Origin of the sequence: Dechloromonas sp. ZS-1 (genome assembly GCF_039649255.1) — a bacterium.
GTDB lineage: Bacteria > Pseudomonadota > Gammaproteobacteria > Burkholderiales > Rhodocyclaceae > Azonexus.
In genome coordinates, this window is record NZ_JBDIYD010000002.1 from 341,268 (window position 1) to 357,382 (window position 16,115).

The 16,115-nt window shown below is 64.0% G+C and carries 18 protein-coding genes; 6 read left to right on the forward strand and 12 right to left on the reverse strand.

Annotated features, from left to right (window positions below; translation table 11 throughout):
- Positions 1-10: 10 nt before the first annotated feature.
- Genes AACO21_RS04435 through AACO21_RS04465 form a run of 7 tightly spaced genes read right to left on the reverse strand, consistent with a single transcriptional unit; the run spans position 11 to position 5,174 of the window.
- Entirely contained in the window at positions 11-1,390 is a 1,380-nt protein-coding gene (locus AACO21_RS04435; RefSeq protein ID WP_346191284.1) for a DUF1329 domain-containing protein, read from the reverse strand.
- 46 nt (positions 1,391-1,436) lie between these two features.
- Positions 1,437-1,874 (reverse strand): hypothetical protein, encoded by a 438-nt coding sequence (locus tag AACO21_RS04440; RefSeq protein ID WP_346191285.1) that lies wholly within the window; start codon positions 1,872-1,874, stop codon positions 1,437-1,439.
- Positions 1,875-1,876: 2 nt separating this feature from the next.
- A complete protein-coding gene (locus tag AACO21_RS04445; RefSeq protein ID WP_346191286.1) occupies positions 1,877-2,326 on the reverse strand; it encodes a cytochrome c in 450 nt (149 codons plus the stop codon).
- 3 nt (positions 2,327-2,329) lie between these two features.
- A complete protein-coding gene (locus AACO21_RS04450) occupies positions 2,330-2,860 on the reverse strand; it encodes a methylamine dehydrogenase light chain (RefSeq protein WP_346191287.1) in 531 nt (176 codons plus the stop codon).
- 26 nt (positions 2,861-2,886) lie between these two features.
- Complete coding sequence (gene mauD / locus AACO21_RS04455; protein WP_346191288.1) at positions 2,887-3,477, reverse strand: methylamine dehydrogenase accessory protein MauD; 591 nt, start codon at positions 3,475-3,477, stop codon at positions 2,887-2,889.
- Between the two features lie 18 nt (positions 3,478-3,495).
- Positions 3,496-4,047 (reverse strand): MauE/DoxX family redox-associated membrane protein, encoded by a 552-nt coding sequence (locus AACO21_RS04460; protein WP_346191289.1) that lies wholly within the window; start codon positions 4,045-4,047, stop codon positions 3,496-3,498.
- On the reverse strand, positions 4,047-5,174 hold the full coding sequence (locus AACO21_RS04465) for an amine dehydrogenase large subunit (RefSeq protein WP_346191290.1): 1,128 nt from the start codon (positions 5,172-5,174) through the stop codon (positions 4,047-4,049). The genes AACO21_RS04460 and AACO21_RS04465 overlap by 1 nt, the downstream gene beginning before the upstream one ends.
- Before the next feature lie 293 nt (positions 5,175-5,467).
- On the opposite strand from AACO21_RS04465, the gene AACO21_RS04470 reads away from it, so the two are divergent.
- Positions 5,468-6,445, forward strand: a complete 978-nt coding sequence (locus AACO21_RS04470) for a helix-turn-helix domain-containing protein (RefSeq protein ID WP_346191291.1) — start codon at positions 5,468-5,470, stop codon at positions 6,443-6,445.
- A 93-nt stretch (positions 6,446-6,538) separates the two neighbouring features.
- Here the strand turns inward: AACO21_RS04470 and AACO21_RS04475 are convergent, their stop codons facing one another.
- Entirely contained in the window at positions 6,539-7,771 is a 1,233-nt protein-coding gene (locus tag AACO21_RS04475; protein ID WP_346191292.1) for a threonine/serine exporter family protein, read from the reverse strand.
- A gap of 111 nt (positions 7,772-7,882) precedes the next feature.
- Here AACO21_RS04475 and AACO21_RS04480 point away from each other — a divergent pair, with 111 nt between their 5' ends.
- Positions 7,883-8,293 carry an FKBP-type peptidyl-prolyl cis-trans isomerase gene (locus tag AACO21_RS04480; protein WP_346191293.1) on the forward strand — a complete coding sequence of 137 codons (411 nt, stop codon included), beginning with the start codon at positions 7,883-7,885 and terminating at the stop codon, positions 8,291-8,293.
- On the opposite strand, the gene AACO21_RS04485 is transcribed toward AACO21_RS04480, so the two are convergent.
- On the reverse strand, positions 8,290-9,762 hold the full coding sequence (locus tag AACO21_RS04485; RefSeq protein ID WP_346191294.1) for a PLP-dependent aminotransferase family protein: 1,473 nt from the start codon (positions 9,760-9,762) through the stop codon (positions 8,290-8,292). The genes AACO21_RS04480 and AACO21_RS04485 overlap by 4 nt on opposite strands.
- A gap of 73 nt (positions 9,763-9,835) precedes the next feature.
- Here AACO21_RS04485 and AACO21_RS04490 point away from each other — a divergent pair, with 73 nt between their 5' ends.
- Entirely contained in the window at positions 9,836-10,297 is a 462-nt protein-coding gene (locus AACO21_RS04490; protein WP_346191295.1) for a hypothetical protein, read from the forward strand.
- 114 nt (positions 10,298-10,411) lie between these two features.
- On the opposite strand, the gene AACO21_RS04495 is transcribed toward AACO21_RS04490, so the two are convergent.
- On the reverse strand, positions 10,412-10,969 hold the full coding sequence (locus AACO21_RS04495) for a hypothetical protein (RefSeq protein WP_346191296.1): 558 nt from the start codon (positions 10,967-10,969) through the stop codon (positions 10,412-10,414).
- A complete protein-coding gene (locus AACO21_RS04500; protein WP_346191297.1) occupies positions 10,966-11,469 on the reverse strand; it encodes a hypothetical protein in 504 nt (167 codons plus the stop codon). Before AACO21_RS04500 ends, AACO21_RS04495 begins: the two co-directional genes overlap by 4 nt.
- 208 nt (positions 11,470-11,677) lie before the next feature.
- On the opposite strand from AACO21_RS04500, the gene AACO21_RS04505 reads away from it, so the two are divergent.
- The 3 genes from AACO21_RS04505 to AACO21_RS04515 all read left to right on the forward strand — a co-directional run bounded on the left by AACO21_RS04505 (position 11,678) and on the right by AACO21_RS04515 (position 14,450).
- The gene (locus AACO21_RS04505) at positions 11,678-12,262 is read left to right on the forward strand and encodes a hypothetical protein (protein WP_346191298.1); all 585 of its coding nucleotides are present in this window, start codon (positions 11,678-11,680) and stop codon (positions 12,260-12,262) included.
- Positions 12,263-12,470: 208 nt separating this feature from the next.
- Complete coding sequence (locus tag AACO21_RS04510) at positions 12,471-13,685, forward strand: Fic family protein (RefSeq protein ID WP_346191299.1); 1,215 nt, start codon at positions 12,471-12,473, stop codon at positions 13,683-13,685.
- 81 nt (positions 13,686-13,766) lie between these two features.
- Entirely contained in the window at positions 13,767-14,450 is a 684-nt protein-coding gene (locus AACO21_RS04515; RefSeq protein WP_346191300.1) for a LysE family transporter, read from the forward strand.
- Between the two features lie 89 nt (positions 14,451-14,539).
- Here the strand turns inward: AACO21_RS04515 and AACO21_RS04520 are convergent, their stop codons facing one another.
- On the reverse strand, positions 14,540-16,111 hold the full coding sequence (locus tag AACO21_RS04520) for a sigma 54-interacting transcriptional regulator (RefSeq protein ID WP_346191301.1): 1,572 nt from the start codon (positions 16,109-16,111) through the stop codon (positions 14,540-14,542).
- Between the last annotated feature and the right edge of the window lie 4 nt (positions 16,112-16,115).

Genomic DNA, 16,115 nt, shown 5'->3' on the forward strand with positions numbered 1-16,115 from the left:
AGTCAGCGGCTTAGCGGTCGCCGGCGCGGCGCAGTTCGTCGGACTCGAAGCGCTTCGGATCGATGCGCCCTTCCTGACCGGCCAGCCAGTCGGTGTGCTTGGATTCCTGCGTGGAATTCTCGGCCATGTAACGGTTGACCGTCAGATCCCAGGACATGAATTCCTGGCTGACGCAGGCGCCCAGTTCCACCGCCGGATACAGCGAGGCCTCCATGACGCGCCACAGCTTGCCCTGCGCGTCGTACTGGTCGGCGGCGAGGAGCATCCAGGTGTCTTCATCGAGGTAGAAAGTGCGTTTGGCGAACATGTGGCGCATGCCCTGCTTCACCGTGGCCTCGACCTTCCAGACGCGGTGCAGCTCGTAGCGCATCAGGTCGCGCTTCGGATACATGCCTTCGTACACTTCCTTGACCGGTCGCTTGGCGACGAACTTGAAGCTGTTGTACGGGACGTACATTTCCTGCTTGCCGACCAGTTTCCAGTCGTAACGATCCAGCGCCCCCGAGAACATCGGGTACTGATCCGCCGTTTCGAGGTTTTCGTAGCCCGGGATCGGATTGTCGTACTCGAAGGCCGGCAGGCGACGCACGCGGCGCTGGCCCGGGAAGTACATCCAGGCATCGTTCGACTTGCCGAGGAAATAATGCGCAAGGATGATTTCGCCCGTGCGCGAGGCCGGGGCCGTCGCCAGGTTGAGCAGCTTCATCTGCACGCCGCCCACGTCCTCGATGGATTTGGCCTTGGGCGAGGCAAACGGAGTCATCACCACCTGATCCTGGGCCAGGCCGTAGAAGGTGCCATCCGGGTTGATGAAGTTGGTCTGGTAATACTCGAAACGGCCTTCACCCTGCCAGCGCAGGCGATGGTTCCACACCGCCTCGGCACCGCTCTTGGGGATGGCGAACGGGAAACCGCCGCCCACGGCCTGGGCCAGGTTGTCCTTGCCATCGCCGGTCAGCTTGGCCAAGGTCGCATTGGCCTTGGTCTGCTGATACACGCTGTCCGGGTAGCCGCAACTGCGGTGCGTCGGATAGATGTCCATGCGATAGCCCTTGCGCGTCTTGATCAGTTCGATCTGACCGGCCGAGAGCTTGTCCTTGTACTTATCGACGTTGCTGGCATCGATCGAGAACAGCGGCTTGTCCGCGGCAAACGGATCGACGCGGGCATCGCCCAGCTTGTGCTTGCCCTTGGGCAGGCCGCCCTCCCATTTCGGGATGCTGCCGTCCTTGTTGCCGGCGCGCTCGGCGCCGACCGGCGTCAGCTCCTTGCCCAATTGTGCCGCCTCCTGCTCGTTGACCGCAGCCAGCGCGGTTCCGGCAGCAAACAGACTGATCATGGCCACGGCCAGTGGCCGTACGCCCCGCGTTTGATAGGTGTGTTGGATCATGTCTTCCTCCTGTCGAGAATGGTGGTTGCCCCGTTCAATGCGGGGACTAGTCGATCGAAATACCTTGGGCTTTCAATGCCGCCACGATGCGTTCCCGTACCGCCGGCACATCAGCCAGCGGGGCCGCCCGCAGACGACGGACCTCGGTTTCGGTGTAGGGCGGCGTTCCGGCCGGGACTTCGGCCGGGCTGAAACGCTTCAACATCCAGTTCATGAGTACGGCCACATCGGCATCGCCAAGACTGGCCTGCGAGGTGCCCGGCACCTGGATCAGGAACTCGCGCCCGCCCGGCGCCTTGAGGAAATGCCCCAAAGCCCCGCGCATGTCTGGAATGCCATCAGACGGACTGCCCGCGCCCTCGGCACCATGGCACCCGGAGCAATGCAGCATGTAATTGACCTGCGGCGAACCGCCCCCCGCCCAACTGTTCCCCGCCAGCAGCGCGAGGCTCAGCAGCGTTACCTTGAAGATCCCGGCACGCATGCTCAGCCCCCCGTGGCGAGCCGGGCCCGCTGTTTGTGGGTATCGTTGGGCGAACCGCCGGCTGCGCGCATCTCGGCGACGCGGGCCGGGGTCAGCCAGGCCAGGTCGGCCACCCCGTCGAGCGTCCCGAGCACATGCTTGAGTACGGCCTGCAGTTCGGCATCGGAGAGGCTGGCAAACGACGGCATGTTGCCGCTGTAGCGAACCCCATCGACGGTGATGCTGCCGACCATCCCGGTCAGCGGAACGCGCAACACATGCTGGCGACCCGCCTCACTGGCGGCAAAGCGGCCGACATGCCCCGCCAGGGGCGGAGCAATGCCCGGCGCGCCGACACCGCCCGGCTGATGACAGGCCTGGCAATGGGCGGCATAGAGCGCCGCTCCGTCCGCAGCCAGCAAGCTGCCGGCGAACAACAGGCCGGTTCCCAGGGCAAGGCAATGCCGGACCATGGTTCAGTTCCTCGCGTCGCCGACACCGACGATGGCCGCCACCGTGCAATTGTAGGAATTGCTCGTATTGGCCATGCACCAGTTGATGTCGTTATGGACGCCCAGGCGGTAGCCCGGACGTTCGCGCTCGTTGCGGTTACAACCGCAATGGCCGCAGGAGGCGACGCCGCAACAGTCGTTGTAGCTGATCAGGTAATCCTTGCCATCGGCCGGATTGCGACAGGTCCCGACCCAGGTCACCTTGGAAATCTCGGTCCCCGGCGGGCAGCTGGAAATCGTGCCGCCGCAGCAGGTGCAGAGGAAGCCATCCAGGGCGCAGTAACGCCAGTAATCGCAGGAAGTATCGTCCTCAACCACTTTTTTCTTGCCTTCAGCCGCGTGCGCCGAGTTGCCGACGCGGTCGAAGGGCAGGACCGGCAGGGCGGCGGCCGTACCGACAAAGAGCTTGCCGATGGTGATCAGCGCACTGCGTCGGGACGACGACTGGGCGACGCGCCGGCTCTTGCTTTCAAAAAAATCATCAAACCATTTCATGCTGGGTCTCCTGGGGGATGCGCGTCTCAAGCGCGTTGATCAACGTATTCCTGGATCGAAGCGACACCGGCCTCCTTGGCGGCGAACAGGCTTTCCAGCTGCTCGCGGCTGTTGACCAGGCCCTTGCCGCGGATCAGGCCGTCTTCGCCGATGAGCACGGCGTACGGCAGCTTGGCGATGCGGTAGGTCATGCCGAGGTCGGTAGAGAGGGCGTAGTCAAAGGACTGCAGGGCCGCCTTCTGATAAAACTCGCTGTGCGTCGGCAGTTCGCCGTCACTGGCCAGCGAAACGTCCAGCCAGGCTGCTTCGTCGCGCTGGATGGACTTGAGGACCGGCAACAGCTTCTTGCACACCGGGCAGGTCGGCGACAGGAAGAAGAGCAGCTGGCTGCGCCCACGGGCCCCGCCGACCACCATGCGACGGCCATTCAGGCTGTCGAGTTCGAAGCGCGGCGCCAGTTCGCCGACTTTCGGGCCCTGATCCATCATCAGGGCGCCCATCGGCGCGATGCGTTCATAAAGAATGCCAATCTGGCGTGCCAGGGCGAGCACGACGACGACCAGGGCGAGGACAACCAGCCAGAGCATGGCGCTGGAGATGAAGAGTGCGTCTTGCATGGGAATTTCCTTTCGGGATCAGCGGCGTACGACCGCAACACGCGGTGCGTTGGCCATCAATTGATTGGCAGAGACATAGAGGCCGAGCAGCGCCAGGACGAGGCCGCCGGTGGTCAGGTAGTCGGACAACTCCAGGCTGCGTGCCCCGGCTTCCTGCCCGGCCAGTACTGCAGCGGCAAGCAGGATCAGGTTGCGCACGACCAGCCCGGCGCTGAGCGGCTGGCTGGAGAGGCCGCCGCAGCCACAATCGATGTCGCGATGACCGCGCATCAGATTGAGCCCGACCGCCCCCGTCACCGTGAGCAGCAGCAGGACGGTGGCCGCCGAGGCGGCGGCGCTGGCGCCGTCGATCAGCCACAGGCAACCGGCTGCGGTTTCGAGCAGGGCAATGCCCCAGGCGGCGGGCAGGACGGCGGCCTCCGGCAGCAGCCGGTAGTTCTCGACCGCCCCGGCAAACACCACCATGTCGCGCAGCTTCTGCCAGGCACCGACGAGCAGGACCACGGCCAGGACGGCGGCCAGACCACGCGTCAGCACCGGGTCGCTCAGGCAGCTTTGCAGGGCATCCATCACTGGGTCTCCAGCTGGGTCGGGGTGTCGCCGAACCCGGCCTTGGTCGCCACCTGCTTCAGCTTGCGGCCACCGTCAAAGGCGGTGATCGCAGCCTTGCCGGTGTCGTAGGCGAAGAGGCGCGGGGCGGCGCCCTGGCTGACGGCCAGTCCGGTGGTTTCCGGTACCTTGACGCGGGCCAGGCGGCGCTTCTCGCTCAGGTCATACACCCAGACTTCGCGCGCCGGGTCCTTGTGGCTGCCCTCATAGGCCTTCGGGTGCAGCGCCACATACAAGGTCTGGCTGTCGCGATGCAGGGCCACCGGCTGGTAGCCGCCCGGACGCCAGCCCTGCCCTTGCTCGACCTTGCTGGCCAGCGGCCAGGCTGCTTGCGGCTGGGCCTTTTCGCCGCTCACATCCACCGTCACCAGATTGCCCTTGAAGGACACGAAGTGATAGCGATCGCCATCCTGGGCGGCAGAGACGAACAAGGCATCCTCATCCGGATCGAAGAAGCGGGCGCTCTTCTGCTTGCCGATCGGCTGGCCGTTTTCATCCAGGCTGATGGTGAGCATGGTGCCATCACCGCACAGGGTGGACAGGCGCTGCGTACTCTGGGCCGGATAGACGATGTAGCAGCCCGGCGTGGCGATCTCGGCCACCATCTTGCCTGCCTTGCGGTCGACGATGCTGATCGAGGTGGCCGGCGTGGCGTTCTGCACATAGATGAAGCGGCCATCCGCCGAGGTCCGCAGGGTGCCGCGATACGGCAAGGCCTGGGCATGGCGTGCCGGGTAGGCAATCTCCTCCTTCAGTTTCAGCGTATTGGCGTCATAAACCAGGATCTCCTCGATCCGCTCGCCCCGATTGAGCTTGCTGTAATAGGTGGTCACCACATATAGCTCGCTGCGATCCGGCGACAGCGTGGTCTGGCCGAACATGCCGGTGGACACCATACCCTCCACCTTCAGGTTGCGTCCGTCGATCAGGGTCATCTTGCCGTCCGGCAGATGGGTGATCGCGACATCGGTGTAATACAGGCGGTAGGGATGGGCGGGCGGCATCTCGGCCACCGTGATCTTGTCCAGCGGCAGATCCGCTGCCGCCGGCAAGGCTGTCGCGCCCAAGGCGGCGATCAGCAACGTCATCAGGACTCTCTTGGGCATCTCCTGCTATCTCCTCTCATGATCTGGGTCTGTTTTTCCACTGCGAATCAAGGCGCGGCGGATGAGAAGGATTGTTGGCGCAGGGGGTGCGGAGGCGTTATCCAAAATCGGAAACGAAATGGCGGTCGACCGCCGGTCAATATCCGAAATCGGAAAAACTACTTATCTTTTAGGTAAATCAGTTCCTCTTACTGTAATTTTGCGAGGTGTTAGTCAAGTTGTGGTCAGCTTTCTCAACCACACTGAAATCTGATGTTCGCGTTGCCGGAAACACCATGCCCAACAGTACCGCCCCCTCGCCCTACGCCTACCTGAACCGCATCACGCATGACTCGGACGAGCATGCCGAAGCGCTCCAGGCCTGGAACCAGACTTATGACCAGCTTTCGCCCGGTCATTTCGAAGGCACGGTGACGGACATCTGGTTCAAGGGGCTGCAAATCTTCCGCGAGCAGACCAACCGCGCTGTGGCGCAAAGCGGCAGCTCCTGGGATAACGCCTATGTGCTGGGTATCCCGGTCGCCATGGAAACACCGGGCCTGTTCTCAAAGCAGCTCCTCTCGCGGGACTCGATGCTCACTTTTCATAGTGACCAGGAATTCACCCTCTCCGCCCCGGCCGACTTCGACGTCGTCGCCGTAGCGATTCCGGAACAAACCCTGATCGCCGCCCTCCAGCCGGACACCTGCTGCGAAATCGAGCAGATCTTCCCGAAATCACCCACCGTGATGCTGGCCGAACAGGCGCAGATGGCGGAGCTGCGCAACTGCCTGCTCTCCATCTTCGATCCGGTACGCTTCGAACCGGAACTGCTGCGCTACCCGCAGGTGCAACGGGCAATGAGTTCCGCCATCGTCGGCCATGTGGCCGAAGTGCTTTCCAGCGCCACGCACGCCCCCCTGCCCTCGCGCTCGTTCAAGGGGCGCTGCCAGGTGGTGCGCCAGGCCGTCGACTACGCCATGAGCAACCCGAGCGAACCGATCACCGTGGCCGATCTCTGCGCCCAGCTCAACATCAGCCGGCGCATGCTGAATTACTGTTTCCAGGATGTGCTCGCCACCAATCCGGTGACCTATCTGCGCTCCCTGCGCCTGAACGGCGTGCGCCGCGCCCTGCGCCTGCCGCTCCCACCCGGTCAGCAGATCCGCGACATCGCCTACAAATGGGGCTTCTGGCACCTGCCCCGCTTCGCCGCCGAATACCGCGCCCTGTTTGGCGAACTCCCCTCGGAAACCGTCCGCCAGGCAGCTTGATCGCGCAGCGGGCGCTGGGCTGTCCCGGGTAAACGCCTCCGCCGACGGTCAACCGCTGAAAACAGCCGGTTTTCCCACCCGGCCTGACGCCACTCAGGTTGCGTCGTCCGTCTTGCGTGCGGTGAGCAGCGGCATGATGTTGTCGGCCAGCAGAAGGCCGACGGCGAGGACGGCGCCGGTGAGGAGCATGTCGGTCAGGAGGCCGATGCCGATCGCGTTGTCGTGGGACATCAGGGCGTGCAGGCCGCGGAAGCCCATGCTGCCGGGGACCAGGGTAATCAGGCCGGGAATCTGCACGAGCACCGCCGGACGGCCGCTGGCAAACTGGTAAAGGTGCCCGGCCACGGCCACCGCAAGGGCGCCGAAGAAGGCGCCGACCACGTTGCCGAGCGCCGCTTCACCCAGCGAATACACGGCCCAGGCAAGCAGGCAGGCACCCGCCGAGACATGCACGGACGACCACGGCGCCTGCAGCACCGCGAGCAGGGAAATGCCCAGCCCGGCAATGGCCGGCCAGATGACCCAGGCCGGCAGCCCCGGCTGCGTACCGAGCGGCTGGAAGGGCAACACGGCCTGAGCGAGCGCCGTGCCGATGGCCAGCCCCGCCCCCATCAGGAAGAGCAGCACGAACGCCCCGGTCAGGCGGCCGGTGCCGGCGAGGTAGTTCTGGGTCGCCAACTCCGACATGGCGACGGTCAACATGAATCCGGGCAGCAAAAAGACCACGCCGGCCACCGCCGAGACGAACGGTGCCTGCGCCGGAAAAAGCCAGGCCAGCCCGTGGGCGACGAGCGCCGCCCCGGCACAGAGGATCACCGGCACGGCGGGGCCAAGTTGCGGCAGGCGGGCGCAGCGCAGGTAAGCGGCGACGAAGAGCGTGCCGATCACGCCACCGCAAGCCATTTCCACCCAGCCGCCGCGCAGCAGCAAGGCGACCGCGGCCGAGAGCAGAAAGCCCATGCCGACAAACTGCCAGCCCGACCACGGCGCCGGCTGGCGCATCAGGGCATCGAGCCGGGCACAGTACGCATCCAGTTCCTCCGCCGAACGGATCGCCGCGCACAGCTCACGCAGGCCGATCAGGCGGGCCATGTTGAAATCGTAGGGCGGCAGACGCAGCATTTCGACGCGCCGCCGCTGGCCTTCCGCGACCACGGTGAGCGCCAGAAAGGTGAGCACGGCAAAGCCTTCGACCTTGACCCCGAGGCGCGCCCCGGCGGCATTCAGCGCCCGCTCCAGGTCGTGCGCCGGCGCGCCGCTGACGTGCAGGGCCTGGCCGAGATCGCGGAGAAACAGCGCAATGCGCTCAAGGGTTTGTTCAGTCATCACGGCACACTCGCTCAAACCACCGTAAAAACGGCGCGGGGCAGCACTTTACCCGCTTGCCGGGGAGTCGTGGATAATCGCTGCTTTCTCCACTGTAAGACAGGACACCCCATGTTGCTGAAAAACGCCGCTTTTGCGCTGTTGACCGTCGCCATCCTCGCCGCCCCGGCTGCCCAAGCCGCACCGGCGGAAACCCTGCCGTCCGGGCTGGTTTATCAGTCGCTCAAGGACGGCAAGGGCGAGCAGGCCAACCCGGCCGCCACCGTGCAGGTGCATTACCGTGGCACCCTGGCCAACGGCACCGAATTCGACAGCTCGCACAAGCGCGGCCAGCCCGCCACCTTCCCGCTCAACCGCGTGATCCCCTGCTGGACCGAGGGCGTCTCCAAGATGCGTGAAGGCGGCAAGGCCCTGCTCACCTGCCCGCCGCAGATCGCCTACGGCGAACGCGGCGCCGGCGGCGTGATTCCGCCCAACGCCACGCTGACCTTCGAGGTCGAACTCCTCAAAGTGATGCGCTAAGCCGCACTGCCTGCCGCGCCGCTCCCCACGGCACCGGGGCGGCAGCGCGTCAGGCACAGTTCGCCCAGACGCTGCACCGCCGCCGCCACCTCGGGCGTGAAGGGGTTGCCGCAATTGAGGCGCAGACAGGTGGCGTAGCGCTCGACATTCGAGAACATCACGCCGGGCGCGATCAGAATGCCCTCGGCCAGCGCCGCCGCAAACAAGGCCCGCGCATCGCGCCGGTCCGGCAGTTCCACCCACAGGCTCAAGCCGCCCGGCGGCGTGTTGAAGCGCGTGCCGACCGGAAAGGCCCGCAGCAGCGCATCGCTCACCTGGCGTCGCTGCAGATTCAAGGTTGCCCGCAGGCGGCGCAGATGACGGTCGTACTGGCTGCTGCCCATGACCGCCGCTGCCGCGTATTGCGGCAAACCATCGTTATGGCGGCTTTGCGCGTACTTCAGCATCTCGACCCGCGCCTGCCAGCGCCCCGCCGTCATCCAGCCCAGACGCAGGCCCGGTGCCAGCACCTTGTGCAGGGAGGCGCAATGGATCACCCCGCCTGTCCGGTCCAGCGCTTTCAGGGCGCGTTGCGGCACGTCCTCGTCAAGCAGCGCGCTGTAGGTGTCGTCCTCGATCAGGGCGATGCCCTGCTCCGCACAGAAATTGACCAGCCGCGCCTGGTTGACCGCCGGCATCACCGAACCAAGCGGGTTTTGCAGATACGGCACCACGACCAGCGCGGCGATCTTGCTGCCGTGATGCACGGCCAGCTCCAGCGCCTCCAGCGAAATGCCGGTCTGCGGGCTGGTCGGGATTTCCAGTACGCGCAGGCTCAGGCTCTCCAGCACCTGCATCAGGCCGTAAAAGGTCGGCGACTCCACCGCCACGATGTCGCCCGGCTGGGTCACGGCGCGCAGCGCCAGATTGAGCGCCTCGATACAGCCCTGGGTGACGACGATCTCCTCCGGCGCGATCACCATGCCGCTGGCCAGGGCCCGCTTGGCCAGCACCTCACGGAACACCGGCTCGCCGGCCACCGGGCCGGCCCGCACGAACAACTCCGGGTCCTCGCGCAAGGCGCGGCCCGCCGCCTGACGCAGCGCCTCGGCCGGATACAGCTCGGGCGCACCGCGGGCACCGGAGAAATTCACCTTCACCGGCTGCTGCCGCCCGCGCGCAATGAACTCCGAAACCCGCGCATGCATGCCGACATAAGCCGCCGGATCAAGCGGACGGGCCTCCGGCTCGTTCAGGCGCAGCGCCGGTCGACCGGCCGGATGGCAAACGAAATAGCCCGAGCGCGGCCGCGCCTCGAGCAAGCCTTCCTGCTCCAGCACGCGGCACACCTGCAAGGCCGTGGTCAAACTCACTTCATGCTGCGCCATCAGGCTGCGCACGGATGGAAAGCGCGCCCCCGGCGTCAGGCTGCCCGCCGCCACGGCATCGCGGTAATGCGCCGCCAGGCGCTGGTAGAGAGGAGTCGGCATGTTCATTCCCGCATCATCGCCCGGCGCCTGCGCGGCAGACAGATATAGATGCCCGGATTTTGGACCAGAACAGTTGAAAAAAACACGCTTCTGTTTCGCCCCCAAGCGCCCCCGCCTGTGCCTGATGCCCAAACCGTCGTTTGCCTACGATGTGCAGACCTCAACACAGGAGCACATCATGGCCCGCACCGCCTCCCTCACCCTCCAGCTCGACCGTGGCCAACGCCAGGACCTGCTCACCGAACGCGGCACCCAGCTGGTCCTGATCTCGGGCCAGGTCACCCTGTACCTCGGCCTTGTCTGGCTGGCAGAACAGCGCCTCGCCCCGCGCCAGCCCCTCATCCCGGAAAGCAGCCACACCCTCACCGACGGCGGCTGGATCACCCTCTCTGCCGAGCAACCCAGCCAACTGATCATCCTTCCCCCAAACAGCACGCTGGCTGCCGTGGGCAATCGGCTGAAAGGCTGGCTCGGCCGCATCGCGCCGCACACCCGCGCTCAACCGAACTGCACTGTGGAACCGAGGCGAGGATGACGCATGAAAAAGCCTCTTCCGGACGGTCGACCGTCGGGAAGGGGCAAATTCGGCAGCACGCCCACGGCACGCACGGTGTTACGGTGTGCCTGCTTGTCGTGGCCTCATCTTCGGCTAAGCCGATGCCACTTCGCCCTTGCGCGTCATGAAATACGGGCGCGTGCCGTCTGCCTTCAAGGCGACATAGCCCTCATAACACCACTCAACGCCAAAAAAGCCCACCGCCCGGCCATAAAAGCGCCAGAGCCCGGCCGTTCCGGCTTCCGCCTTGAATGCCGTCCAGGCCGGATTCAAATGGCCAAACGGCACACGCGGGGCCGCACCAAGCGGATCGTCGACGGTTTCCCAAAGTTCGATGTCCGCCACGGCCACCTCGCAGATCAGGAAATCGTCGGGCACGGTGAATGCGGACATCGGCCCCGGACGGGCGGTGCGCCGATCTTCGTAGATCAACCTGATCACCAGAAATGGCCACAGCAGGCCAACCCCGATCAAACCAACGAGCGCCATCAGCACCTCATCCAGGCAATCGAGCCAGGACGCGTGAGACCGATGCAAGGTATCGGCGTGCATCGGCGCATCCCCGGCACGCTGTCTTGCATGGTTGTTGATCAGAAACAAGCCCACGACGAATGCCCCCGTTGCCATATACCCCACCACACAAGCCTTCATGCCGTTCTCCGCTTGGGCAGCACCGGAATCCGTCGCTGTACATCAAAATCGAAGGCCGCCGGCCCATGCGCAGCAGGGTCCTTGCCCTGGATGCACGTCCTGCGGGCCATCAGCATGCCGTTGCAGATGCTCAGCACCACCACCCGCTCATAGCGCAGCGTCAAACCCATCGGGGTAGCGCTGAGCAGCTTTCCCTCCGGAATCCGCAACTCGCCGGCATACCAATGCGCGAAGACACGATCCGGATAGTCGGGAAAAACCGAGGCCAGGCTTGCTGGCGTGCCGTCACACAAGGTGCCGCGCAGCCCGACCAGATACAGGCGATCATGGGCGATTTCCCATTGACCCACATAGCCACGACAGAGCGCACCACTCAGGGCGCAATCAAAGCCGATCTCGGGGCGACGCCCGCCAAAGGCGAAATACGTCTCCAGCGGAAAACCGGACATCCGGACAGAATGCCCCTCAAAGCAGAGGTTTTCAGCAATTTGAGCAGTCATTTCACATCTCCTTTCAGCACATTGGTATGTTTAGCCAGGCCTATAATCGAAGTTTAGCCAGCCCGCCGGTGTGCTCCCGGAATTCCCCTACTTTTGTACTGTCATGTGGCCCTTGTTCGCAAAGAAAGATGCATCAGAAAATCCCCCGGACGCCCCGCGGGATCAACAGAATGAGGCGCCAGCGCGGCGCCCGCTGACTTTCGAGAAGATGCTCGAAGGCCTCGGCGACCTCAGCGACCTGTCTCAGCACGATACCGCGCTCAAATTCTGGTTACCCGAACCCGCAAACCAAGCCATCCGTGAATACGCGCTGTACTCGGGAAACAGCTTCAGCGCCATGCTGCGGGAGTTTTTTGCCACCCACTGTTATGGCATCTACGTCGTCCAGGTGCTGCGCACCCAGACAAACGACGCATTCAGGGACATCCCGGCGGTATTAAGTCGCGTCAACCCCGACGCCCGGCGCAAAGTCCGTAAAACCACCTACTGGGTACCGGAACTGGGCAAAAACGTGGCCCCGGTGAAACTCTGGGTCGCCCGACGTCTGCGCGACGACCTTCAGGCACTGGCCAACCACGTTGGCATTCCGCTCTCGCAATACCTGCGCGAAATCGCCATCTCCCGCCTGCTCGGACACGGCATGCTCCCCAAACGCCCGGAAATGCTCGAAGCCGCCCCCCGTCCCTACGCTCAGGACTGGTGCGAAGACAAGGACGTGCCTTGGATCGAAGTCGATGCAGCGACCTACCATCGCACGGAAGGAGGACGTGAGGAGACGGAATGGGAGGACTGATGGGAAAAATGGCTGTTTCGGACGGTCGACCGTCGGGAAGGGGGGAGAATCGGCCAATCCGGCCATTGGATCTACTGCTTGGTTCGGGGCGCAATGTATCGGTCAGCTGCTGTTCAACTGCTGACGGTGCTCAAATGCTTTAACAAACCTTTTCTTGTTAATACTTTCGAATATTACGTTTAACAAGGAAAAGGCTATTATCCCTTTCATGAGAAAGTCTGACCTTCACCCTCGTTTACAACAAACCTGCCGAGCGATACCGGGTCGCTCGGGTTGCTTTGCTGTTGTTCCAGAACCCGTCCCAACGTCGGTGCCCGTACCAGGCTGTGCTGCACTCTTTGTGCTCGCACGACGAGAACTGGAAACGCTAAAGGCAACGATCAAAGCAAGCCCCGAGATGGCGAGCCTCGTATTCCACATGCTCAACAGACGGGAGGCGGTGGACAGCAGTCAGATTGAAGGGACCCATACCGGTTTTGATGGCCTTCTCATTCATGAAATAGAAGCAAGCTCAACTTCCTCGCCTGAGGACGAGGATGCAGAAGAGACACTTTCCTACGTTCGGGCCTTCATGTACGGCCTCAAGGAGGTTACGACTCGCGGGCAATCTGCGCTGACCAACGGACTGATCAATCAGATCCACGCCATACTTATGAAGGGGCAACCCCGTGCGACACCGGGAATCCCCCGTGATCGACAGAACTATATTGGTACCCGGTTAGAGACTGCACACTACATTCCACCGCCCGGAGAGCTGGTACCGCCGTTGATGGGTGACCTCGTTTCACTCCTCCAATACGAACCAGGGGAAGTGAAAGAAGTCTCCGTTCTGATGAGAGCTCCAATCGCTCATGTCCAATTTGAGGCCATACACCCCTTCCTGGATGGCAATGGACGAACAGGCAGGCTACTCCTTCCGCTAATGCTTCATGCGGCGGGAGAACCCCCGCTTCATCTGGCGACTTTCCTCAAAGTACGTCAACAGGATTACTACGCGGCCCTGCTAAGTGTTCAAATGAAATTGAACTGGGAGCCTTGGATCAAGCTCTTCCTGGAGTGCTCTATTGCATCGGCAAGGCACACTGTCCAGCTGTTCGGGCATCTGCGTTCCATTCAAGCAGGATGGAATCAACAGCTGGCGGCAAAAAAGAGAAGAAAACACGCCACCATCTGGAAAGTCGTCGATTTATTAATCGGTCAACCGGTCGTCACGGTGACCGAGGTGTCCAAACGACTGGAAGTGACCTTCCCTGCTGCAAACGATGCGATCGACGACTTGCTCGAACTCGATATCCTTCGTCCAAACAATACCTATAAAAGAAACCGCGTATTTCAATCCCATGAAGTTCTTAACGCTTTGTATACAGGGCTTGATTCCGTCTTGGATGAAGCTGAGGCTGCCGCAAACCTTAGCGGGTTTTGATGCCCTGCTGCCGTTCAGCGTGACCGCTCCCTGAGCGGCAGCTTACCGCCGTATTGCCGACCGAGTTTGTCATCAGCCAGAATGACCGCAAAGGCTGACCTCCAGCCACTCCCCCTTTCCTCCCTCACCCCCCTGCTCGCCACTACCCGCCCCATGCCCTTCGACGCCCTCCTCCTCGTTCTTGCCATTCACGCCGTTGCCCTGATTTCGCCGGGGCCAGATTTTGCGGTGGTGACGCGCACGGCGATTGTGGGCGGGCGGGGTGCGGGGTTGTGGACGGCGGCAGCCGTGTGCGCGGCGATTGGGGTGTATGTGCTGGTCTGCGCGCTGGGGTTGTCGGTGGTGCTGGCGGCCTTGCCGGGCGTGTCGAGCGTGCTGGGCGGGGTGGGTGCGGCGTATCTGGGCTGGCTGGGCATTCAGTGCCTGCGTTCGCGCGGCACCTTGCCGGAAGCCACGGCGCCGGCGGCGCGGGGCAAGGCGTTTGTCACCGGCTTTTTGACCAATCTGTTGAACCCGAAGGCGATGCTGTATTTCGGTTCCATCCTGTCGCAGGTGTTGCGGCCGGAATTGGGCAGTGCCGAGACGCTGGGCCTGGCGGCCTTGCTGGTGGCGGAATCTTTCCTGTGGTTTGCGCTGGTGGCGCTGCTGTTTTCGTCGCGCCGGGTGCTCGATTGGCTGCGCGGTCGGCTGGTCTGGTTTGACCGGGCGGTGGGCGTGGTGCTGCTCGGGCTGGCGGCCAAGGAGGCGGTGTCGGCCACGCGCTAAGCAGGTCCGACCTGGTTTTAAGGGGTTTCAGACGGTCGACCGTCTGAAACAACCCCAATCCGGTCGGCCTGCCGTTCAGGCCATGGGCCTCAGCCAAGGCCCCATTTTTTCAGTTTGCTGGCAATTTTGGTGTGCGAGACCCCGAGGCGGGCGGCGAGTTTGCGGCTGGAGGGGTAGCGCGGGTAAAGGCTGCTCAGGATGTCGCGCTCGCGCTGGCCGATCAGGGTATCCCAGTCGGCATCCGGCGGGATCTCTGTCGGGGCGGCGCTGTCGCTGGCGGGCGGCGGGGCAACGGCGGTGCCGGCGAGTTCGAGGTCGGCGGCACTGAGCCAGGGCCGGTCGCTGAGGGTGACGGCGCGGAAGATCACGTTTTGCAGTTCGCGCACATTGCCCGGCCAGGCGGCCTGACGCAGCGCGGCCACGGCATCCGGGGTCAGGCGGCAGCGGGCCTTGCCGGCCTGGGTGGCGGCGCGTTCAATGGCCTGTTCGGCCAGCAGCAGGATGTCATCGCCGCGTTCGCGCAGCGGCGGCAGGTGCAGGGTGAGCACATTGAGGCGGTAGTAGAGGTCTTCGCGGAAGCTGCGTTCGCTGACCATCTGCTCCAGCGGGCGGTGGGTGGCGCAGATGATGCGCACATCGACATGCAGCTCGCGTTCGCCCCCGACGCGGCGGTAGGTGCCGTCGTTGAGAAAACGCAACAGCTTGGCCTGCAGGTAGAGCGACATTTCACCGATTTCGTCGAGAAAGACGGTGCCGCCGGCCGCCAGCTCCAGCAGGCCGGGTTTGCCGCCACGCTGGGCGCCGCTGAAAGCGCCGGGCGCGTAGCCAAACAACTCGCTCTCGGCCAGGTTTTCCGGGACGGCGGCGCAATTGAGGGCGAGAAACGGCGCGTTGCTGCGCCGGCTGGCGGCATGGCAGGCGTGGGCGAGCAGTTCCTTGCCGGTGCCGGTTTCGCCCAGAATCATCAAGGGGGCTTCGACCCCGGCCACGCGGGCGGCGCGTTGGCGCAGGTCGCGGATGGCCGGCGACTCACCCAGAATGCGGTCAAACCCGGGCGCATCGGCATGCTGCAAGGCAAAAAACTGGCGGCTGATGCGGCTGGGTGCGAGCAGGGTGAGCAAGCCCCCTGCCACCGGCGCCGGCCCCGTGTCGCGCACGGCCTCGGTATCGGCCAGCGGCCGGGCATCGAGCAGGAAAGTCTGGCCGCAGAGCGACACTTCGCGCGCAGGCAGGGAAAAACCGGCAGCCACCAGTTCCGCATCCAGCTCGGGCGCGGCATACAGCTCGCCAAAGCGGCAGCCGACCAGCGTATGGGCGCTGAATCCGGCCAAGGCCGCTGCCGCCGCGTTGCCCACCACCACCCGCCCTTCGGCATCGACCGCAAGCACCGGATCGCTCATCCCGGCGAGCAGGGCTTCGAGATACAGCCGCCGACGCACCCCGGGCAGGATTTCCGCCACCGTCACGGCGAGCACGCCGGGCACATCGCGCAGGGCGGCCGAGAGGTCATCAAAGCGCAGCTGCTCCAGCGCCGGCACGTCGATGTAGATGTGCTCCGGCTCCACTTCAATCTGGCTGACATTGAGCTGGCGGCGGGCAATCACCATCAACACGGCTTCGCCGAGGCCCACCCGGTCGCGGTAGCGCACATCAATACGCATGGTG